Genomic DNA, 21,398 nt, shown 5'->3' with positions numbered 1-21,398 from the left:
TAAACTTTCTTCCCCGTTATGACAAAGCCTTTAAGCATCAGCTAGAAGTTGTCTTCGGTATAGCCTGCTATGGTACAAGCAAAGGCTGCCAATCTACCGGCAGCCTTACGTGGATTATTTGTTTTGCGTTGTCAATGAATCAATTATTTTACTGATGGCATCCACATTAAAATTCTTTTCTGCCATCTGATATAATTCGTAGGTGAACCCTTCATATTCCCAAATCACGATTCCGTTTGCAAAATATACCTTTTTCCCGTCAATCGTTTCAGTCTTGACCTCATCTGTGGTGCTGATAGCGTGTTTTGCCCCACTTGAAATCAACAACGATATAAATTCTCCCTCTTTTTCATATTGCAGCTCAACCATCTGATCATCATGAAGGACACTATTCATGAACTGATAGTTATCTGACAACCAAGTTGGTGCTGGAAAGTCGGTTTCCATTGCTGCACGGGCTTCTTCTAACGACATCTGCTTAGAGGCTTCTGGTTGGATTCGCTGTGATTCATCCCCTTGCTCCCCGACATCTGAACTGCTTACTCCCGCATCGGGTTGTTCTTTATCGTACTGAGTAATTTCCATATTCCCCACCTGGAAGCGTGCCAATATGTTCTGAATTATTTCTTGGGCAAATGATGTCGTTGAGAATACACCGAAGAGAAGAACCGTTACAGCAGCGCTGACAACAATAGATTTCCCTTTGTTTTTTTTCAAGAATACCCCATCCTTTTTCGTATCAAATGTTTGAATCTTTCCTGCTTCTATTTTAAATTTTAGACGATTGAAAATTTGCTCTTTACGAGCGTTGTCATCTATTTCGACACTTGTGAGCAAGTTCGTTAAATCACTAAATTCACTGAGATCCTGCTTTTTATTCAAATTTGAACCCTCCTTCATCTAATTCTTTTTGTAATTTTTTTAAACATCTATAGAGGACTACGCCTATATTTGAACCACTTACTCCTAGCAGGTCTGCAATTTCGGAGTTTTTTAAACCAGTTGCATATTTCATTGCAATGATATTCCGTTCCTTGTCACTTAGCTTTGCAAGTGCCTTAAATAATGCTTGATTATTGTCATCTTGGATAATGATTTCTTCTGGTGATGACTTTGATAGGACCATATCCAAAATGGAATCCAGTGAAAAGACAACTCTTCTTTTCTTCTGTAAGCGGAAATAATCTGTCACGGAGTTTCTCGCAATAGCAAACAACCACACTTCAAAGTTTGATTTTTCCGGTGAGAAGCTATTGTATTTTGAGATAACAACTTCGAATATATGACTGCATATCTCTTCAGCGGAATAGTGATTATGGATTCGATAGCAAACATACTTATAGACCCGTTTATAGTACGTATCATATATTTCCGTAAATTTTTCTGCCGACATGAATTCGTCATGTAAGTCACTTTTGGTGGATCGGGAAATTTCTGTGCTCACTTGGGCGATCTCCAATTGCAACCCTCCCTTCATTACGTCATAAACAAATTGCGCAATTTGTTCTTATGAGTCTTACAATAGTTAATACGAAAAACTTATTAAAGTATTAACAAATAAAAACCGTAGAGAGTAGTTTTTGTAATGAAGAAAACAAAAAAACCGCAGTTTACGCGGTTCCTTAAGCCTATATTTTCTTGTTTTCACACTACAAAACCAAACAGGCCGGCCAAGGATGACCACCTTAGCCGCCCCCGTTTCATTTCTCTTCTTGTTCTCGTGTTTAATAATCTTTCAGATAAAATTTAGAGACAGCATGTTAGTCAGTACAATTTGCATATTCCTCAACAGAGGATTGCTCTCCTTGCCACAGCAGCTGCATCTCTTCAGAAGTCGCCAGCAGTTCAGACAAGCTGCCTTCCGCTTCGATCCGGCCATCTTTCATGACGATAATATGATCTGCCTTCGCAAGAGCTGCCCTCCGGTGGGATACCGCAATACAAGTAACATCACGCTCCTTGAACAGCCCATCCCAAACCTGCTGCTCCGTCTCCACATCCAGCGCACTAGATAGATCATCAAAGATGAATAGATCCGCACCCGTCATCAACATACGCGCAGTCGCTGCACGTTGGATCTGTCCACCTGACAGCATGACGCCCCTTGGACCTACGAATGTTTCCAGCCCTTGATCCAAGTTCTGAATGTCCTTTTCCATGACAGCTAGACGAATAGCACGTTCCAAGGATTCTTCAGCACGCTCTTTCTTCCCTTGAACAATATTCTCTCGTAAAGTATCGCTAAACAGACGAGGGACCTGCGGCGTATATGCAGCTCTAGGCGGCATTAGAAAGGTAGCAGGATCGACCTCCTCCCTATTCCAGCGAATTCTGCCCTCTTGTTTGGGCAGCAGCCCAAGTAGTGTCCGAACAAGTGTAGATTTACCGGCCCCGATACGTCCAGTGATAACTAAGAATTTGCCGCGTTCCAGACGGAGACTGATATCCGATATCCCATTCTCTGAATTTGGATAATGATATGACAAGTTGCTAACTTCGAGCTCTCTCAGCTTCTCGTTCGGATCTCTGTTGATCGTGGGTAGCTCTGGAGGATCCTCATTAAGATAAGTATCCCGTGCCTCAATGATTCGGTCTTCCTCGCCCGGGCGGAACAGTGTCCGCATCCGGTCAAAGGATACCTTTAACCGCTTGTGCTGAAATATCATGTAACCGAACAAGGAAATACTGTAGCCGATGTTTGCCATATAGGTCGTAAACAAAGCAAAATCCCCTACGGTAAAATGCCCAGCCTGCATCTCAGCAGCACACATCAGAAGGGTCAGCCCTGTACAGATGCTGAGTACATGTTGATTAAGTGATCTCATCCACTGTTTGAACAGATTGTCCTTTAGCGCTGCCTGACGGCGATCTTCGTTCAGCTTCGTAAAACGCTCATGCACATGATCCTCAGCCTGCCCCAGCTTCAGGGCTTGAACCGCCCCAAAGGTTTCCGCAATAAAGCTAGTAATGCGTCCAGTAGCTTCACGGTTCTTCTGTCCATATCGACGGGCCCGGTTACCAGATAGATTGTTAAGCAGCGTCACAACCACAAACGGCAAAACAGCGACCAGCATAATCTTCCAATTAATGCTCGCCATAATGACAACTGAAACCACTGTAAATACAAGCTTCCCCCAGAAATCTACCCAGGATTCCACATACTCGACAACCTCATCCACATCATCACGGAAGCGACTCATCGCTTCCCCAGGTGATGCTGGAAGGTTCCGTCCTGGCCAGCGCATAATGCCTGCCAGCATATTCGTACGTAGAATGGCCTGAATGTGATAGATATAGGTTACCCATTGGTAGAATGCTGCAAAAAATGTCCCCACTCTTGCGACCCTCACAACGGCAATGAAAATCAGTGGTACAGCCAGCCACAAGTAATCGGTAGAATTAGACGTGGCACGATCAAAGAACCACTGCATTCCAATCCCAATCAATAGCGGTAGGGAGTGAAATATACACCATAACAAGCCGTTAATTAAAAACAATGAAGGCTTAAATCGAAATAGGCGCCCTATAAAACCAGCGATCGTCATGCCAATTCCTCCTCTCTGCCTGTAATCAGCAGCCTGGCATAATGTGAATCCGGATCTTGCGCCAGTGCCTCACGTGCTCCGAATTCCAATATCCGACCATCACCCAGTACCATAATTTTATCCACCTGCTCCAGTGTTGCCAGGCGATGGGCAATAATGATCCCTGTACATTGACTCATTAGCTGATCCACCGCCACCTGCAGCATCGTTTCCGTTGCAGCATCAAGGCGTGAAGAAGGTTCATCCAGAATCACCAAACTCGGCTGTGTCAAAAATACCCGGGTTAACGCAAACAGCTGCGCTTCCCCTGCAGACAAGGAGGCCCCGCCTGTCGTCAGATGGGTATCCAGTCCTTTCGGCTGCGCATCGATCCATTGACGTAATCCCAGCCGCTCCGTTGTTTCCAAAATGAACGCATCCGATACACGGTTATCAAACAATGTCAGATTGTCACGCAGTGAGCCATCGAACAGCTGAACATCCTGGGTAACCATACCGACCCGGCGATACAGTGCCGGAAGCTTCAACTTCGTAATATCCGTACCACCGACACGAATAACCCCACTGTCGATATTGTACAAACGAAGCAGGACACGGCTGAGACTCGACTTCCCGCTGCCAGTGCGTCCGATAATGCCAAGGCGTTCCCCTTGCTTAACCGTAAAGTTAATGTCTTTTAACACTGGCTTATCTTCGTTGTAGCTGAAGTTGACTCCCATAAATTCCAGACCCAGCGCTCCTTCAGGAAGATGATCCTGCTCCCCGTCCACGATCTCACTGCGGTTCGAAAGCAATTCTCTGGAACGAAGCATGCCGGATTTTGCTTTTTGAAACTCCTGAACCTGGTCACCTAACATTTCAATCGGGTCGTTCAACATCTGTGTATATTGATAAATGAGGAACAGCGTTCCCAGGCTAATCTCACCGATCAAGTAGTAACGAACCCCTAATAACAGTACAGCGGTAACCGCAAGAGCAAACAGGATGACGGTGGTGTTCCACGGAATGACCCGGAGCATCCAAGCTTTTCTTCCTTTCAGAAACACGGTGCGCATCATGCGGTGAAATCGATTCATCACATAAGGCACATTACCGTTGGCCTGCACATCCTCGATCCCTGCAATGCGCTCTTCAATTAATCCGAATAGGGAAGCGCTGGCTTCACGTTCTTTTTTGGATGAATTGACGCCCAGATTACGGATGAACACCATGAACATAATCGACAGCAGCGTAAATCCCGTCATCACAATGGCAATTGGCAAGTTCACGGTAAACATAAAGCCTAAAATTCCGGCCAGCAGCACAAAACTTCCGATGACCCGCACGATAAACATCGCGAAAAAGTTCGAAATGCTCGTCACATCACCATCAATCCGTTCAATCATCTCACCTGGCGTTTTTACGTTGTGAAACCTCATATCCAGCCGCAAGCAGTGCTTCAAGAGATCCCCGCGAAGCCGGTTCGTTGCCCGCCACGAAATATCGTTACCAAGATAACTGACAGCTACCGTAATCAACTGGTTTAATACAGCAACAACGAGGAATAACCCCGCAAGCTGAATCAGACTGGCTAATATTCCGCCACCTGCTGCCGTATCAATAAAGCGTTTGATAATCTGTGGATTCAGAAGCTGCAAGCCTGTCGATGTTAACAGCAAGATGAGCAAAATCATCAGCCGCCCTTTGACCGGGATCAAATACCGTAGCAGCCATGACATTGATATTTTCTCTTTTTTGGGCACTGTGCCCACCCCCATATGCATACAAGTGTGTATAGATCAATACCACCCAAGACCTTATGTCAGACATTAGTAAATCATGACCAGTCTAGATGAAAGGCCTGGGCATTCCGATGTTTCAGTCGGAAAGTCGCTACGAAGTATCGTATAACGCAACATTACAACAAGGGACAAATTCTGACTTCGCGTAAAAACAATTCATGATTTCCAAATGATTCCTTTTCATTCTTCAAACTTCTCCTTCCTATGTGAAGAGACTATTGGAGACGCAAAAAAGCCATAGATGAACAAATGTCCATCTACAGCTTATAACAACAAGAGAACAGCATAAGTAAATACACTTTTGCAGATTCCTTGTATGCATTGCAATAATGATGAAGGTTCATAACAGGGAGTGCACAAACGTTGGCAATACAAACAACCTTAACTAGGGCTTGTTAGAATCACCTTAATCGTTCATACCTTATTCAGTTATCGATTAATCGATAGTTCCTGTCATAAACATTTTCATCGTTACCAACCCATTCACATAATTTGTTCTCATTGTATCCGTTTACACAATAAACGTCAAGATATTATTTACTATAAATACATCTATATCCATTTATATGTCGTATATTTAGAAATAAAAAGAGTCCCTAATTTTTTCGAGACCCTATTCAACATCATAACAAAAATGAAATTATAAGTCTACTTTTTTTTGCCGGATTGTGTAAGAATATGATTTGTTAAAGGAAAAGAGGAGGCAATATATATGATTCCAGCAAAAATATCAGCTTATTGTTCGAAGACGCCCTTGTTGAATGAGGTTACTGAATGGTCACCCTTGAGGAAATGGGCTCTTTCCGAAGTTTACAGAGTACAGTTTTTACAGGGTGAAACCCGCATTATTAAATGGAGCGGAAATGAGATGGCTAGGGAAGCTACAATTTATAAAGAGTTGGTTCACCCATTGGAGTTAAAGGCACCGCAGATCTTTGAGATCATTCAAATGAAGGACAGCGCAATTATCATCATGGAGGATGCCGGAAAAAGAGATTTGGAACAGCAGATAGAACCTAAGTATTTTCTAGAAGCTGCGAGGGAATTAGCAAGGCTTAGAGTGAAAGCAACAGTCAACCTTGAAAGGTTGCTCTCAAGAAAGATCATCGAAAAATATTCAGTCTCAAAAGACGACTTTCTTCAGATGTTAGACGATCTTCTGAAATCGGATAAATTAGCAGGGAACAAATTATTACTAGACGTTAAGGGAGTATTACCACAACAATTAGAGATGTTATATCAAAAGGTCCCTACTTCGCTAATACATGCTGATTATCATGCAAAGAACCTTCTGATTCAAGACAATGGAATTATGGCAATTGATTGGTCCCATGCTTATTTAAGTCCTCATCTTGGTGACTTGTATTGCTTAATTAAGGAGGCGCATCACTGTAGTAATCTATCAAGAGAAGATTTACTATCAGCATTTCTAGAGGTAACTGATATAAATATCGATCATCTGAACTGGCAAGTGCAAATCGGAGGTTTATGTTGGCTGATAAAAACTTTGCGATGGCTTGTAAATGGCGGCACAGAGACAATCCCAGGATCTGAAGCCTGGATCCCTGATCTAATGAAAGATTTAGAGAATATACATCAGCAATTCTAATATTCTCCCCTTTAATAGACAGTAAAATTACTGTTGATCTTGGAGGGGATTTATATATATATCCTCTTTCCTTCTCATCATTTCTTCCATCTATACTAAAAGTTTACCATTTCACTATACCACCGCGCCTGTGCATGATACATATCGGCATATTGACCGCCTTTGGCTAGCAGTTGTTCATGATTGCCTTCTTCTATAATTCGTCCATCTGCAAACACTAATATGCGATCTACAATCGAGGTAATACCCAAGCGATGGGAAATTAGGATCGTGGTTTTGTCACCCGTAATCTGAGTAAAATCTCGGTATAGCTGCGCCTCAGCAACAGGATCTAGGGCAGACGTAGGTTCGTCTAGCACCATGATTCTTGCCTTGTCACGATACATTGCGCGAGTAATAGCAATTTTCTGCCATTGTCCGCCGGAGAGATTATTGCCACCCTCACTAAAAGTTCCTACCATTTCATCCAAACCGTGAGGCTGTGATTGAATAAACGAATACGCATCCGTCTTACTCGCTAATGTCATGAGTTCTTCATCCGTTACTTGACGGTCCTTATCTGAAATCGTAATATTCCCCCGTATAGAAGTCTCGTACCTACCGAAATTTTGAAACACAACTGAGATGGCATTACGCACGGTAGACAAATGATCCTTCATATTGAGTCCACTTATTCTAATCTCACCTGTGGTAGGCTGATGCATGCCACATAACAGATTAGCAAAGGTGGATTTACCTGAACCATTCTCACCAACGATCGCAATTTTCTCACCTTGCCTGATGGTTATATTCAGGTTCTTCAGTGCCTGTGCCGCCGAATTAGGATAGGTGAAATTCACATCATTAAATACAATATCTGCATGATCTAGAATCTGTGGGTTATCCTCAAGCTTTTCTTGGGGCGTAGCAGCCAGTTCGAAGAAATCATGCATGAATTTAATATCACCAAAGAATTGTGCCGCACCCACAAATACTTTTGTAGTAGCGGTCTGTAGTTGTACAGCGAGTGTAGACACTAACATAAAGATTCCTAGCCCAATAGTTGGGGTCTCATAAATCTCCTTTGCAACTAGCAGCAAGATACCAATATACACACAGTTCCGTAGAATATCCGCAATTGAATTATAGATAACGTGCTTGCGAGTTAAGCTATTCTTTTTCTTAAGATAACGTAGAGATACGGTGCGCCATCGCTCCTTAATCCACGGATAAATACCATTAAATCTAACATCATTCATAGACTTACAATTTTCATTCGCACCCGATGCCATATAAAACAAATGAACGGACATGGCACCATCTTTCATGTTTTTGGTCTTGTTCTTGTAATCCTCATCTTTTTGCATAATAGAGAGCACAACAGCTGGAATGCACGTTAAGAGCAGAATGACAACAATCCACACACTAACATCTGCTAACACAGTAATAATGGTAAAGAAAGCAATCAATTGCTGAAGTACCACAATGGTCTGCTGCATACTTTGCGCCACTTGTGCGCCTCCAAACCTCTCAGCAAATTCCAACTTTTCGCGAAAATCGCCTTCATTCTCAATGTACTTGTATTCCACTCTGCTCGCACAATCGATCACGGTCTTCTTGATATACTTAGTCGTACGTTGCCGATCAACCTCTGAAAAATAATCATGAGCAAATGTATAGCCCGTCTGTATCAGATAAAGAACAATAAGGATCAGGAAGATCATAAGGGCATTCATCAGCGTTTCCTGTCCCTGAGACATCAATTGCACATGATCCGTAAACCGCCGTAGCGTAATGGAGATCCACGCAGGTACAAAAGCTACAGCAAAACCTAATAGATTTACCAATAGAGATAGCTTACTTTTGGTACGAAAGCTAACTTGTAATGCCTTCCATGCAACGCTTAGAACTGCACGGGTACCAAGCTTTTCATTAAGCTCTTTGTGTTTCATTCTCTACAACCTCCTGATCGTACCACTGCGCTTGCTCCTGAAAAAAGTTAGCATATACGCCTCCCTGTGCCATCAACTCTTCATGGGCACCATCCTCAACAATTCTACCGCCATCAATCACCAGAATACGGTCTGCTAGACGAGCAAACCCAATACGGTGGGAAACCAGAATGGAAGTCCTTCCTCCTAATTTCTGTTTGATGTGAAAGAACTGCTCCATCTCCGCAATTGGATCTAACATCGAGGCTGGTTCGTCAAATAACATAACTTCCTTATCGCTCATATGAGCCCGAGAAACAGCCACACGTTGCCCCTCTCCACCAGATAGCACAGCACCATCTTTATAAACTTGCTTACCAAGAAGGTGATTGACCCCCTGCTTCAGCTTCTGGAGCACCTTACTAGCTCCCCCCTTATGAATCGCATCTAGAATCATCGTTTCGTTCTCGATTTCTTTTACATTCCCAATGCCTACGTTCTCGCCAAGCGTCAGATGAAATAAGTAAAAGTCTTGGAAAAAAGCCCCCATCTTCTCATTCATATACGCTTTGCTGTAATCCGAATAGGGTCTACCCCAGAATTTCACTTCTCCCTCTGTAGGGTGATATAATCCGAGCAGAATTTTAACGAGAGTCGTTTTGCCGCAGCCGTTACTACCAACTAGTGCAACTGTTTCTCCACGCTTAATTGTAAAATTAAGATCCTTAAGAATAGGCTTTTCTTTGTTATAGGCAAAAGACATATGGTTCACTTCAAAGCAGATTTCCTCATCAAGTGCCGTATTTGCTTTATGCTGCTCTTCTTTGAGATCTATCGTTGGGGTGTTTTCAAAGAAGCGTCTTTGAATGTCCAGACCATAAAGACCATAATCTAACTGTTGATAGCTCTTAGGTATAGTGGACACCGCATCCGCAATACTGGTGCAAAGAATATAGATCATCAGAAGGACATCTGGTCCCATTTTGCCATTAGATACTTGAAACAAGGAATAAAGGATCATCAACACCATAAATATATAAAAACCTATTTTGCTGAAAAAGGTCAGCTGAGCGATACCATAAGCACGGCGTACCTGACTCTGCTCGATCTGATTGTAAGCGTTCTCCCATTCCTGTTTAATTTGATCAGCACTATTAAAAATTCTCGTCTCCTTAGCCGTATCACCATTCTGAGCAAGCTTCTCAAAATAATCTGCCTTGCGAAGCATTTCCCTCATCTCTTTCCATACCGTACGTGCCTTATTCGAGAAAGCAGAGTTCAGGCAAATGACCACAACAATATAGATCGCTGTCATGAGAAAAATGAATTTGGATGTTATGAACGCCACCACCATCAAGGAAATGATAGAGGCAAGCTTTGCAAGAAGTGCACAGCCTGAACTAGTTAAATCAGTAAGTGACCCACATCGAGAAATGGCTGCGTAATAATCATCGTTGACCTCCTTCTTCACAAGCTCAGTGAGATCAACACGTTGTGCGCTGTCCATCATGACCTCTTCCAGACCCAAATAGTAGGAATCATACATCATCATGTACAATAGGTCGTCATTCAGCCTTGCCGAAAGTCCAGATACGGTAAGGATAATTCCAAGCACTACAATATCGGGTATAACGGATGAATAGGTACCTATTCCCGAGGAGATAAATCCAGATAAGTTCGCGATTACATCTCGGTTATAGGCAAGTGCCACTGCAGGTAGTACTGCAAGACCGATGCTAATAACCAGCCAGATCAGAAACATTTTCTTATCAATTTTCCACGCAAGCTTAATTCCCCACTGAGCTGCCAAAAGCTTATCTTTAAAAACTGCTTTTTTGTTTTTAGACACGACAAATCTTTGTCCCTTCTAACTAAGATATATGTTAATTTTTTCTATCATATAGATTAATTCCACGAAAATACTTTTTTGCACAAAAAAAGACGCTTAGAATCCAAATAAATCCCATAATTGGATTTTGGATTCTCGCGTCTCTTCCATTTCCTATTGAGTACATATTGTTATTGTTTTTAATACTATCAAAATGTTTCCTCGTTAAACATAACTTCCCATTTTATATTTGTCAATTATTATCTGGGAAGGGTTTCCCTTCATATTCCAAATAAATTTTGCTGCCGAGGAGCAGTAGCTTTAAGACAAGTTGTCAGCTGGAATATAAAGAACAATAGGTATGAGCAAAATTTCCCGCAAGCAAATCCTCTTTACGGATATAAAATTGCAGTTCTCCGGCATCCCACCAACAGAAGCCCACCTCATCATCCGAATCGATGGCCAGTAGCAGCAAGGTATCCCGAATCTCCTGCTCAGCCCGTTCCGAGCTGCCGCCAAAATGATCGGTGATTTGCTGTATAGCTGCTTCGGGAGAATAGGTGTATTCCTTCCCTGTTAACATCATTAAAGCGGCCTCATATTCACAATCTCCGTGCTGGGTGGCGGGATAGCCGAAGATTACAGCCAGATCGTCACTATCCGAGCCGCTCAACTGGAAACACAGCTCTTCATAAGCTTCAAAATCATGCTCATCGTCTTCTACCTGTTCATCATCCACATATGCATAGTTGGGAGGTTCAAGTGACGCCCTTGTTTCAACGTGATAACCGGTATATTCCTCTTCAAGCGTAGTCAATTCTGGAGAAGGGCGCCGACGAGCGTTAACAATTTGATCTTCTTGCAAAAACAGAACCCGATGCTCAATGTTATAGGCAGGCTCATCCACACCTATAAAGAAATACAACATGCCGTTAACCGGAAGCAATGAAGAATCATCATGCTTGGCCAAATCCTCCAATTGTAGCTGAGCCAAGAAAGTCATCGGCTTCCCCTCCGAATTCTGCGGCCATTCAACATGTGGGAGAAGATCCGGATCTCCGCCTATTCGGGAGGTACAGGGTATGCCATAGTTAGCCAATCCCTGTTTGGATAATCGAATACCTTGTCGTGTATGTTCCAATAGATATTCCTCAGCATGACTAAATTGATGCTCACTGATGATGTGCTGTAACTTTTTCTTATTTTGTTCGTTTAGCTGCATGTTTTTTAAACTCCTCCTATGGCTTCATATACTAAAAATATTGACAGAACCACTTCGATAAAATGCAAAAATCATATCTATAATTGCCGTTCTATAACTATTAAAGTTTCTCTTCCCATATCCAAATTGGCTGCTGAAGAACGATGGATGTAAGATTACGGTTGATTCTTTTTGAATTCACCGTCATCTCGTTGCTAAGAACGATCACTGTTAATTCCTCGTCATTTAGCCGTGCAACATAATGACGGAAACCACTTGGATATCCTCCTGAATGCCCAACTGCTTTTTTCCCCATAACATCTTGAGTATACCATCCATATCCATATTGATACGGAAACTTTTTAGCATGGGTCATACTCATCAGTTCTGATGTTTCTTTACTTATCAATAAATTATTACGCAGGGCTCTGTCAAACAGTTCTAAATCTTCAGCTGTAGAAATGATATCCCCAGCTGCATACGCTGCAGAATTATGCATTAAGGGTCCTACTTTCCCCTCTACATGTCCTTCCGCTTTTGGTATACCAGCCGAAACCGTAAACATAGAATTAAACATGTTACTTGGCTCAAAAATATGCTCTTCTATGTAATTTGCATATGACTGTCCGCTGACTTTTTCAACAATAAGTCCTAACATCACATAACCAGTATTACTATAACTAAAGCTTTTACCTGGGGTAAACTCTAATTCAGAATCGCTAACGGTTTTTACAATATCATTTGGATTCCATTCTTTGCTGTAGTCAAATTCGAAATTCGCCTTTAGATAATCCGGAATTCCCGAGCTATGACTTAGTAGATGACTTATTGTAATAGACTCTCCATTCGGAAAGTCTGGAAAGTATTGCGAAATTGGATTATCTAAGTTTAGAAGTTCCTTTTCTACTAGTTGCATGACTGCTACTGCAGTGAATGTTTTAGATAATGAAGCAATCTGATAGAGCGTGCTTGGGCTATTAGGTAAATCAGTGGCTGCCAATCCATAACCTTTTGTAAATAAAACTTCACCCTCCTTTGCAATTAGGACGGTTCCCTGAAATTTTTCATTTGTCAAATACTGATCGATTTTATCAGAAACGCTTCCAGATAAATTACTATGGTTGTTACGTCCAAATAATAGCAAAGCTACTATAGACATGATTACAATAACAAGAATAGTAATAGAGAAAATTTTTAAGGATTTTTTCAAATTTATACCTCTCAGTCTATTTCTTTATAGCTTATTAAACACTCCCTAATTATAAGACAGAATTAGACATAACACACGAAAAAATGAAAAAATCACCAATTATATTGAGTTATATTATCGAAATTCTTTTATTCCATTTTCAAAAGCTTCCAGATCATCATGTTCTAATCCATGTAGAGCTTCCTGTAAAGCAAATGTACTCCTATAAAAGTGAACACGGTTTGAAATTTGCTTTCCACCTGGGTACAAATAAGTGCATCTCTCAAAAAACTTTTCTCCGTAACTGGAAAGAATCCCTGCAAAATCGTATGCAGGATCCCCGAATCCCGAGCCTCCGAAATCGATAATTCCTGCAATTCTACATTCCTTTGGATCCCAAATAATATTACTTGCTCCAAAGTCTCCATGAATAAAGGTTTGTTTTAAATTTTGATTATGATGGTTATTCAGAAAGGCAATAAAATTATTCTCTACTCTTTCTCTTGCTTCTGTTCGCATAAACTGGAACAGATTCTCTTTAATCCTTAAAAACAATTTTTCGATTTTTTTATGTATACTCTCAAATTCCTTTTGAGAAACAATTGTTTCCGGTATATTCATGGAATGGAATTCAATCAAAAAAGTGACAAGTTGAGAGGCAATGATATCATAGAGGTTTTGATTATTAATATTCAATAATTCTTTTTTCCAAAATGGGGAACCTTCAATTAACTGATATCCCATAAAAGTTTTGCCCACTTTCATTTCATCAAATGATTGATAGGCTGGGTAAGGAATTGGTATTGATACGTGATTTTTTATAACTTCTAATAATTCAGTTTCTCGTTTCAACTTTTCTAAACCTTGCTCATACTTAGGAAACCTAAAGACGAGAGAGTGATTAAGAATAAATACGTCATTGTTCTGTCCTATCTCATTTAGTTTAATATCATGTATAAGTAAATTTGGATAAACTTCTTGAATACGCTGAATATATGCAGAGACCATGTCAACACTCCTTCAAAATATGAATAAATTGATTTTTGCTTTCGGCTGATTTCCTATAATCTCGTTTCCCACGCTTTAAGCTCATTTATGCGAATGAGTCCGGTTCTCTATCGTAATCACTGGATGGTACGGTTCGTCTTTCGGGAGCATAGTCAACAGGAGTGGAACTAGCAGAGCCATACTTACTGCAAATATAATATAAGGAATAGTAGGGCCATATGTATCAAACAAAAAGCCACCCAATACAGGTCCTATGATCATCCCAAGATTTGAGCCAATGGAATATTTGCCAAAGGCATCCCCAATATGTCCTTCTGGAATCCCCCTAAAAAACATGGCATCGAGAGAAAGATAAACGTAGAATAGAAAATGATAAAAATTGTCCAAAGTAAAGCAAAAATGCTTAGACTAGAAGAAAATACAATTGTCGAAATGATTATGAAGGATATAACTATTGATAAAGTAGTAGCCTTACGATAACCTACGCGATCCCCAATTTTTCCTAAAAGGGAACCTGAAAAAGAGGAGACAAGCAATGGCAACAAAAAAGTAATTGCGATTTCTTTGATGTCCGCATCAAATTCAGCCTGTAGATAGGGGATTAATAAAACACCAATCATACTGTATAACAAACAGAAAAGCACATTAACAAACCAGATTTTGCGCTTTTCTGGAGATAAAACAAGTTTAGGTATATAAGTCATACGTTGCTGCTCAGATGCTCTGGATATGACCAAAGAGTAAACAAATGCCAATGCGGCAACTGCTCCACAAGCCGTAAATAATACTGTCCATCCGTTCAGCAGCTCATATCTGTTTAGAATAAAAAAACTTAATCCAACGCCAATAAGACCGCCAAAATTTCGGTTACTGCTAAAGCTTCCTAATTTTTGTGCAAAACCACTTTTTGTATCTGTGATCATTCCGTACATGGATATTGTAAGCAAAATACCTGCTACACCATGTATCACTCTGGCGAGGAGCAGAATCGATAATTCAGTCGCAACGGCATAGACAAAGTACGCTATGAAAAAACACAATAAAGAACTTATAAATATGGAGCGCCGACTGTATTTATCTGAGACCCTACCAAGAATAAGTCTCATGATCAATTGAAACATTGAGAACACAGAAATTAAGATAGTGAGTTGAAATGTAGTAATTCCCAGCTCTTTTGTATACACAGGCAATAAAAAGTCAAAAAAAATGATTGGTAAAGAAATCATAATAATAGGAATCTTTAATTTTTTATAATCCATGACAACACCTTTCTATTTTTTCTGAAGCCGATATAAATCCTTATGAACAAATCACAACGCAATATCAATTTATCCTTAAATGATGGGATTGATAGAAAACGCTTGAGTAATTCTGATTATCCCTGTTACCCTCTGTTACTAATATTTCTTTGTCGTTGCATGCTAAAACAATACCAATATGATCAAATGAATCAGTAGAAAGCAGTTTATCATATTTGTTCCCACATTGTTCCAAAGCTTTAGCCCCCATGATTAGCTTATTATTTCATACCTTTGTTCTAGATTTACTTCATGATCTTGAGGTTTTTATTTGTAAAGATTTAATGAAATGTAGTCCTCTAGTCCTCCGACCATCTCTTCAAGGGGTAAAACATGACCGATCCCGCCAAGGTAAACAATTCTTAGAAATTCCCCAAATACTCTAGCTCGACCTATATCCGTATCCATCCACCGCCTGTGACTATAATTTATTTACTCAACCCTTTTTGATAGGCCTGATCAAGTGTTAATTTCGGTACAATGGGTTCTTTGGGTATTATTGGTTTTTGCATCTTGAACCTCCTGACATTTATGATTTCGCACTGATTTCTTATAACATTAAGGTATTCACGAAACGACCCACCCTAGATAGCTCTTATCTTGGGCTGGGTCGTTTGTTGACTGATCTTCTTCCATGACTATACATCTGTCAATCAAGGGTCGATAGCATCGCTGCGTAAATATGTTGTTATAGGATTGTATGCGTCCTTCTTGAATAAACAACAGAATCTATTCAAACTTGACACAGTAATTTATCCCCTTCAATATTTCTAAGTCAGATAATTTCAAATCCAATAATTTTAGTTCCATATTTTTAATCTCTTGATGTCCATCCCCAAACCATATAGACCATATTTCAAGTCCAGCCTTATTATTCTGTAATCCTTTCAGATAATCATAAAGTTGTTCGTTCCAAGATCCTCGAAGACAATTTCCGTTAATCCAATAAACAAATTCTTTTTTAATATACACCTCTAAACCATAGGGTGGATTTGTACAAAGGGATATTTTAAGATCATGTATTTTTGTTTCATCTTCTGCATATAGCAAATCTGCGTCATCATCTAATTCAGCTGTCATGGAGTGTCCTTTTGTTTGAATATTCAATTTCTTAAATTCCCCAACCTTCATTCTAACAAAACCGATCAGGTCTATTTCAGGTAATGGACTATTTGAAACTATAAAGGAAAATCTACTCATGTTTTTCAACCTCTTTTTTGTTTTATGAGTTTCACTCCTATTTCCTATAACGTTGTGTCTCTACGAACCCGAGAGGCTTAAGGAAGCGTCAGCGACCGGGTCCAACGGACTTAGCCTCGTAGGGTTGTCTGCTGTGTCGCTTCTTCGAAACGCCTCTTGCAGACCAGGACGAACAGCCCGCAGCGTAGATACGTTGTTATGCGCTGTACCCTCTTCTTTAAACTAGTTTCAAGTATTCTTAATCCAATATCTCTTAATTACGTTTCCATCTTCTTCTATGTAATCTCTATCGGACTTCCCACCGTTCTTAATAATGGCTCTTTCAGATCCCACATTACAAGCATCACAGACAACTAATACATCTTTTATTCCCAGTTTCTTGGCCTCAATCAAGGACAGTTCCAATAGTTTTGTCGCATAGCCTTTTAATCTCTCTGACGGGCGGATACCATAACCTATATGCCCACCAGCATTATACAAATGTTCGGTTAATTGATGTCTAATATTAACTGCACCTAATACTCTATTATGTTTATCGACCAACCAAAACGTTGAATCGGAGACCCAACCTTCAGGTAAGCCAACACCCTCCTCATTATTAGACAGTGACTTCAACATCCCTTGAAAATCACTTGGATCCATACTTATGACCCAAGGAACCATATCCTCACCAGATACTTTCCACTCTTGATAAAATGATAAATACTCATTTTCAAGCTCTATTTGAGGCTTTACTAATTTTAAGTTGTTCATATGTTTCCACGTCCTTTGATGATTTTTTTGACCTTAGGGTATTGCACATAACGTTCCTGTATTTATATACGAACCCGAGAACCTTAAGCCCCGTATGGGGCGGCCGCGACTGCGGTTAGGTTCGCAGGGTTGTTCGCCTGATTCCACTACTCTGCCGATCCCTTCGGGCGAACCAAGGAGCCGCAGCTCCGCCGCGTGAATACTATGTTAACTGTTGTCTCCGACATCTTGAGCTGCTTTCAAAATACGCTAAGCTATTATTCAAGCCCTTATTTGGAATTGTATCCCATTCCCTTTCTTATTTCACTACTTCTTTTAAATAGGCTTTGTTAAACTGTGTTGTTAATTTTTTTGTTAAAGTAACGGACAGCATAGTTGTAAGGATTGCATGAATACCCGTGGAAAAAGATAGTAAAAACGAGTTGACATTGGAGTTTACTCCAATGTTATTGTGAATGTATGGAAAAACAATATTCTATAAATGAGGTTTCACGGATACTTGGTATTCCGAAGGATACGCTCCGGTATTATGACCGTATTGGAATCGTATCGCCGTCTCGGGGACACAATTCTTATCGCAGGTATTCTAGGGACGACATCGTCGATTTGATGAATATTCAAATCATGCAGTATGCGGACTTTTCTCTAGAAGAAATCAAGGGGAAGTTTCAGTTCCACAGAATGCAGAGTGTAGATCCTGCTTATTGCCAGGAGGTCGCTGAATTTCTTGATGCCAAGAAAGCAGAAACACGCAAGAAAATCGCACATCTTGAAAAGGTCAGTCAGTTGCTCGACGTAGCAGTTAAAACGCTAAGGGACTTTAATCATGAAAGTGACCAGCAGCTGGCAGTGTTCGTTCGGGAGATTTACCGGGATCTTCACAAAAAGGAACCTGAAATAACTAAGGAGGATTGTGATGGACATCAGAATTAAGAATTATTATTGTTTGATTGCCGGCGTTCTTGCAATACTTTTTGCTGTTACGCACGCATGGAACGGGCAATCCGCTGTACTGCCGACGCTCTTAGTGAATGATATAGCCTTGGATACACGGATAACATTTACGTATGTCTGGCACATTATCACCGCTGAGAATCTGGTTTTTGGCATAGTATTCATTATCCTGTCATTTCAAAGCGAGAAATCTAAGATCCGGTTTGCTGCGTGGATGATCGTGTCACTTCTGCTCATTCGTCTGATGGTCATTCTCGGTGTAACCGCATTTTATGATGTTTCGGTACTTACGAATACGTTAATCGATTCGATTGCCATCTTAATCTATGCCGCTTTCATTATACTGGGCACAAGAATAAAGAAAAAAGAGTAAGGAGGTCAATCATCAAAAACCAGTAGAAGGTTTGAAGCACTAAACTGCGTTTCACTGCCAGTGATTTGCAATACGCAAACGGGAAATTAGTTCAGAATAAACCGCCTAATGTGGCGGTTTTTCTTTTAGTCGCAAATCAACAATCAAGGATAACAGAGCCTATAAATAAAAAATTCCCCTGGTCATTCACTTTCGACCAAGGACATTTCACAATATCATCTCTTATTAAACGCACGTACTTTCTAGGTAACCCTATGCATTCAATTCGGATCTAGACATCGCAAAATCCAAACAAACTCCAGCGGTTCATCTCCTTATATTCTCTCATCAGCGTTTATGGTGTAAGTAAAAGCCGGTCCCAACTACATATGGGACCGGCTAATATTGACTTATATAGTCTAACCAAACAATAAATCCAGAATCTTTTCATCCGCTCTTCTATTCTTCCCGATATAAGGGTAACAGTGGATATGAATCGCTGGATTAAAATTGATTTCGATGATGCTGTAATTCGCATCTGTTGCTTCCTCTTCGATATGATCAATCATCATATCTACACCACAGATCGTTGCCCCTGCAGCTTTAGCCGATTGAATGGCTAGATTTTTATAACTTTCTGGTATGTCATCCGTAAAATCGATACTGTCCCCACCTGTACTAATATTTGAGTTTTCTCTCAGATAGATAATTTCCCCTAATCGGGGAATATCGTCCCAGGTTTTGAAATGATTCTTTAAGAACATCTCTTCAGCTTCCCCTAATTGAATTTTTTCAAGAGGAGTCTTATACCCTTGACCTCTAAGTGGGTCTTTGTTTTTCTCAAGAACAAGTTGTTTTATCGTGTGAATACCATCTCCGACGACATTAGCAGGAACACGATGCAATACTCCAACCACTTCATCGCCCATGACCAGAAAGCGATATTCTTTGCCTGTCATGAATTCCTCTAGAAGCACCGTCCGATCATGCTTAAAAGCTATTTCAAATGCTTTTTGCATATCTTCTCTCGAAATGTCGCGATTGAAGATCGTAATACCTAGTCCGAAATTGGTCGATTTAGGCTTGATCACAATGGGTGAGCCACGATACGTTTCATAGGCGGTCATCGCTTCATCCAGACTTTGGAATGCTTCGCCTAACGGTACACGAATTCCATGTTGTTTGAGAACTTCTTTTGTAACAATCTTATTCTCCATAATTAACACGGTACTATAGGAATCCAAGGACGTTTTTGTGGCTTGTTTCACATATTCATTGTGATTACCTTCTGAAAGCACTATAAAATTCTCATCCCGATCCATCAATTTAAACTTAATGCCTCGTTTCACAGCTGCTTTCAAGAGCAATTGAGTCGATAATTCAAGGTCCTCATATCCAGCGAAACGATATCCATTTATAATACTTTCCCCAGCGTACTTTTTTGCTTTATCCAAATGGTACGTCAGATAGGATGATTCTTGAATGTCGGTCATCACCATAGATGCAGGGCTCAAATCTGAATGAAGGATTTTTTGCTTTTCCCCATTCAGTATATGCAGGTAATCCTCCCCCCTAGGGAACAAGAGTCCCACCATTTCCTGCATCTCATGGATACAAGCGAGTGCCATCTCTTCCATCGTTGACTGACAATCTTCATGATCGTTTAAACGTCCTCTTAGGCCCTCCATTATTAATTGATCATGATTCAAATCGGCTATCCTTTGATCTTTTACATCGAAGGGTTCGTCTACTTTAAGTAGCATAAAAAGAATAAACAAATGTATAAACTGCATCGTTTCTTTACTGATACCAATCTTATGAAGTGGATTTAAATCGATTAAGCGAAGCTCTAAATAAGCTACTCCATCTTCAATAAGTTCCTGCAAGGGGTTAATACCCTTTGCTGTTTTCATGCGAACAGGGCTATAAAATTCTTTTTCGCTCAGCAATTCATTCTTTCGAATCAGCTCATTCATATCATGAACATAGTCTTTTGCCGAATCAAAGGATACATAAAACGGTTTTTCATTCCGATATCCGCATACGCTATTTCGAAGTGAGTTCATGTTCGGAAAATAGTAACTTTTATCATCATGTGAATCCCCTAGTGCAACGCATCGTTCCATATAGGTTTTATCAAAAACAGGACTTGCCCCTGTTAAATAGATGAGCAACCAGCGGTATCTCAACAGGTTACGAGCTAATTTAAAATAGATCGCATCTTTGAATTCTTTATAATCTTCGTTCCGCCCCTCTATTTTATGTAGCTTTCTAAGGAGTCTTTCATCGAACGAGAAATTATAATGAATTCCACTTAGCAATTGTCTTTTACGCCCATACTTATCCGCCAATTCGCTTCGATAGTCGTCCGCTATAGGATCGTTCATTTTTGCGATCGGAATCTCTTGCTCTTGGGGCAACATGGGAGGATTACTGCTTGGCCACAAGTATTCCCCGCTTCCGTTCAATTCTAAAGAAACAATATCCTGTAAGGCTTCCATGAAACGATAAGTCTCATCAATCGAGTCAAAAGCTGGGGTAATCATCTCGATCTGGCTCTCTGAGAAATCAGTTTGAATATAAGGATTTTTCGTTTTACTGCCAAAAGCTTTAGGGTGAGGTGTCAATGCAAGTTTTCCATCTTGATCAACCCTCACATTTTCTTTTTCTAAACCGAAATGGCCACGAAGTAGATCTTCATTTAACGATTTGTCTATCAAAATCTGTATGAGTTCACGATTTAGCAAATTCATCTTAACGACCTTCCTTT

The 21,398-nt window shown here is 40.4% G+C and carries 17 protein-coding genes; 3 read left to right on the top strand and 14 right to left on the bottom strand.

The annotated features are described in order from the left end of the window. Positions 1-114: 114 nt before the first annotated feature. The 4 genes from AC2TF5_RS12190 to AC2TF5_RS12175 form a co-directional block, all read right to left on the bottom strand. Positions 115-882, bottom strand: coding sequence for a hypothetical protein (locus tag AC2TF5_RS12190; protein ID WP_491302401.1), 768 nt, complete (start codon positions 880-882; stop codon positions 115-117). Then, a complete protein-coding gene (locus tag AC2TF5_RS12185) occupies positions 875-1,459 on the bottom strand; it encodes a sigma-70 family RNA polymerase sigma factor (protein ID WP_491302400.1) in 585 nt (194 codons plus the stop codon). The genes AC2TF5_RS12190 and AC2TF5_RS12185 overlap by 8 nt, the downstream gene beginning before the upstream one ends. 301 nt (positions 1,460-1,760) lie before the next feature. Then, the gene (locus AC2TF5_RS12180; RefSeq protein ID WP_491302399.1) at positions 1,761-3,545 is read right to left on the bottom strand and encodes an ABC transporter ATP-binding protein; all 1,785 of its coding nucleotides are present in this window, start codon (positions 3,543-3,545) and stop codon (positions 1,761-1,763) included. Next, complete coding sequence (locus tag AC2TF5_RS12175; RefSeq protein ID WP_491302398.1) at positions 3,542-5,263, bottom strand: ABC transporter ATP-binding protein; 1,722 nt, start codon at positions 5,261-5,263, stop codon at positions 3,542-3,544. Before AC2TF5_RS12175 ends, AC2TF5_RS12180 begins: the two co-directional genes overlap by 4 nt. Before the next feature lie 775 nt (positions 5,264-6,038). On the opposite strand from AC2TF5_RS12175, the gene AC2TF5_RS12170 reads away from it, so the two are divergent. Then, on the top strand, positions 6,039-6,935 hold the full coding sequence (locus AC2TF5_RS12170) for a phosphotransferase family protein (RefSeq protein WP_491302397.1): 897 nt from the start codon (positions 6,039-6,041) through the stop codon (positions 6,933-6,935). A gap of 95 nt (positions 6,936-7,030) precedes the next feature. Here the strand turns inward: AC2TF5_RS12170 and AC2TF5_RS12165 are convergent, their stop codons facing one another. The 9 genes from AC2TF5_RS12165 to AC2TF5_RS12125 form a co-directional block, all read right to left on the bottom strand. Continuing rightward, positions 7,031-8,866: an ABC transporter ATP-binding protein gene (locus AC2TF5_RS12165; RefSeq protein ID WP_491302396.1), complete on the bottom strand. Its 1,836-nt coding sequence runs from the start codon at positions 8,864-8,866 to the stop codon at positions 7,031-7,033. Then, the gene (locus AC2TF5_RS12160; RefSeq protein ID WP_491302395.1) at positions 8,847-10,694 is read right to left on the bottom strand and encodes an ABC transporter ATP-binding protein; all 1,848 of its coding nucleotides are present in this window, start codon (positions 10,692-10,694) and stop codon (positions 8,847-8,849) included. The genes AC2TF5_RS12165 and AC2TF5_RS12160 overlap by 20 nt, the downstream gene beginning before the upstream one ends. Before the next feature lie 313 nt (positions 10,695-11,007). Continuing rightward, positions 11,008-11,895, bottom strand: coding sequence for a YwqG family protein (locus AC2TF5_RS12155; RefSeq protein ID WP_491302394.1), 888 nt, complete (start codon positions 11,893-11,895; stop codon positions 11,008-11,010). A gap of 100 nt (positions 11,896-11,995) precedes the next feature. Continuing rightward, on the bottom strand, positions 11,996-13,084 hold the full coding sequence (locus tag AC2TF5_RS12150; protein ID WP_491302393.1) for a serine hydrolase domain-containing protein: 1,089 nt from the start codon (positions 13,082-13,084) through the stop codon (positions 11,996-11,998). Positions 13,085-13,198: 114 nt separating this feature from the next. Next, entirely contained in the window at positions 13,199-14,071 is an 873-nt protein-coding gene (locus tag AC2TF5_RS12145) for a phosphotransferase family protein (RefSeq protein WP_491302392.1), read from the bottom strand. Positions 14,072-14,152: 81 nt separating this feature from the next. After that, complete coding sequence (locus tag AC2TF5_RS12140; RefSeq protein WP_491302391.1) at positions 14,153-14,407, bottom strand: MFS transporter; 255 nt, start codon at positions 14,405-14,407, stop codon at positions 14,153-14,155. Further along, positions 14,329-15,330 carry an MFS transporter gene (locus AC2TF5_RS12135; protein WP_491302390.1) on the bottom strand — a complete coding sequence of 334 codons (1,002 nt, stop codon included), beginning with the start codon at positions 15,328-15,330 and terminating at the stop codon, positions 14,329-14,331. Before AC2TF5_RS12135 ends, AC2TF5_RS12140 begins: the two co-directional genes overlap by 79 nt. Before the next feature lie 768 nt (positions 15,331-16,098). Then, positions 16,099-16,569, bottom strand: coding sequence for a hypothetical protein (locus AC2TF5_RS12130; RefSeq protein WP_491302389.1), 471 nt, complete (start codon positions 16,567-16,569; stop codon positions 16,099-16,101). 228 nt (positions 16,570-16,797) lie between these two features. After that, positions 16,798-17,322 carry a GNAT family N-acetyltransferase gene (locus AC2TF5_RS12125; protein WP_491302388.1) on the bottom strand — a complete coding sequence of 175 codons (525 nt, stop codon included), beginning with the start codon at positions 17,320-17,322 and terminating at the stop codon, positions 16,798-16,800. A 459-nt stretch (positions 17,323-17,781) separates the two neighbouring features. On the opposite strand from AC2TF5_RS12125, the gene AC2TF5_RS12120 reads away from it, so the two are divergent. Together AC2TF5_RS12120 and AC2TF5_RS12115 are read left to right on the top strand one after the other, a co-directional pair. After that, the gene (locus AC2TF5_RS12120) at positions 17,782-18,255 is read left to right on the top strand and encodes a MerR family transcriptional regulator (protein ID WP_491302387.1); all 474 of its coding nucleotides are present in this window, start codon (positions 17,782-17,784) and stop codon (positions 18,253-18,255) included. After that, positions 18,239-18,649 (top strand): hypothetical protein, encoded by a 411-nt coding sequence (locus tag AC2TF5_RS12115; RefSeq protein ID WP_491302386.1) that lies wholly within the window; start codon positions 18,239-18,241, stop codon positions 18,647-18,649. Before AC2TF5_RS12120 ends, AC2TF5_RS12115 begins: the two co-directional genes overlap by 17 nt. A gap of 398 nt (positions 18,650-19,047) precedes the next feature. On the opposite strand, the gene gshAB is transcribed toward AC2TF5_RS12115, so the two are convergent. After that, complete coding sequence (gene gshAB / locus AC2TF5_RS12110) at positions 19,048-21,381, bottom strand: bifunctional glutamate--cysteine ligase GshA/glutathione synthetase GshB (protein ID WP_491302385.1); 2,334 nt, start codon at positions 21,379-21,381, stop codon at positions 19,048-19,050. Between the last annotated feature and the right edge of the window lie 17 nt (positions 21,382-21,398).

Source organism: Paenibacillus sp. JNUCC 34 (assembly GCF_058269055.1).
The sequence above is the reverse complement of the archived record's forward strand: the minus strand, read 5'-3'. Positions and strand labels throughout refer to the sequence as shown.

What these genes read in the sequence shown, in the direction of transcription:
- AC2TF5_RS12180 (WP_491302399.1), bottom strand. Translation starts at nt 3,545, where the DNA reads ATGACGATCGCTGGTTTTATAGGGCGCCTATTTCGATTTAAGCCTTCA.
- AC2TF5_RS12175 (WP_491302398.1), bottom strand. Translation starts at nt 5,263, where the DNA reads ATGTCATGGCTGCTACGGTATTTGATCCCGGTCAAAGGGCGGCTGATG.
- AC2TF5_RS12170 (WP_491302397.1), top strand. Translation starts at nt 6,039, where the DNA reads ATGATTCCAGCAAAAATATCAGCTTATTGTTCGAAGACGCCCTTGTTG.
- AC2TF5_RS12165 (WP_491302396.1), bottom strand. Translation starts at nt 8,866, where the DNA reads ATGAAACACAAAGAGCTTAATGAAAAGCTTGGTACCCGTGCAGTTCTA.
- AC2TF5_RS12155 (WP_491302394.1), bottom strand. Translation starts at nt 11,895, where the DNA reads ATGCAGCTAAACGAACAAAATAAGAAAAAGTTACAGCACATCATCAGT.
- AC2TF5_RS12145 (WP_491302392.1), bottom strand. Translation starts at nt 14,071, where the DNA reads ATGGTCTCTGCATATATTCAGCGTATTCAAGAAGTTTATCCAAATTTA.
- AC2TF5_RS12140 (WP_491302391.1), bottom strand. Translation starts at nt 14,407, where the DNA reads ATGTTTTTTAGGGGGATTCCAGAAGGACATATTGGGGATGCCTTTGGC.
- AC2TF5_RS12135 (WP_491302390.1), bottom strand. Translation starts at nt 15,330, where the DNA reads ATGGATTATAAAAAATTAAAGATTCCTATTATTATGATTTCTTTACCA.
- AC2TF5_RS12130 (WP_491302389.1), bottom strand. Translation starts at nt 16,569, where the DNA reads ATGAGTAGATTTTCCTTTATAGTTTCAAATAGTCCATTACCTGAAATA.
- AC2TF5_RS12125 (WP_491302388.1), bottom strand. Translation starts at nt 17,322, where the DNA reads ATGAACAACTTAAAATTAGTAAAGCCTCAAATAGAGCTTGAAAATGAG.
- AC2TF5_RS12120 (WP_491302387.1), top strand. Translation starts at nt 17,782, where the DNA reads ATGGAAAAACAATATTCTATAAATGAGGTTTCACGGATACTTGGTATT.
- AC2TF5_RS12115 (WP_491302386.1), top strand. Translation starts at nt 18,239, where the DNA reads ATGGACATCAGAATTAAGAATTATTATTGTTTGATTGCCGGCGTTCTT.
- gshAB (WP_491302385.1), bottom strand. Translation starts at nt 21,381, where the DNA reads ATGAATTTGCTAAATCGTGAACTCATACAGATTTTGATAGACAAATCG.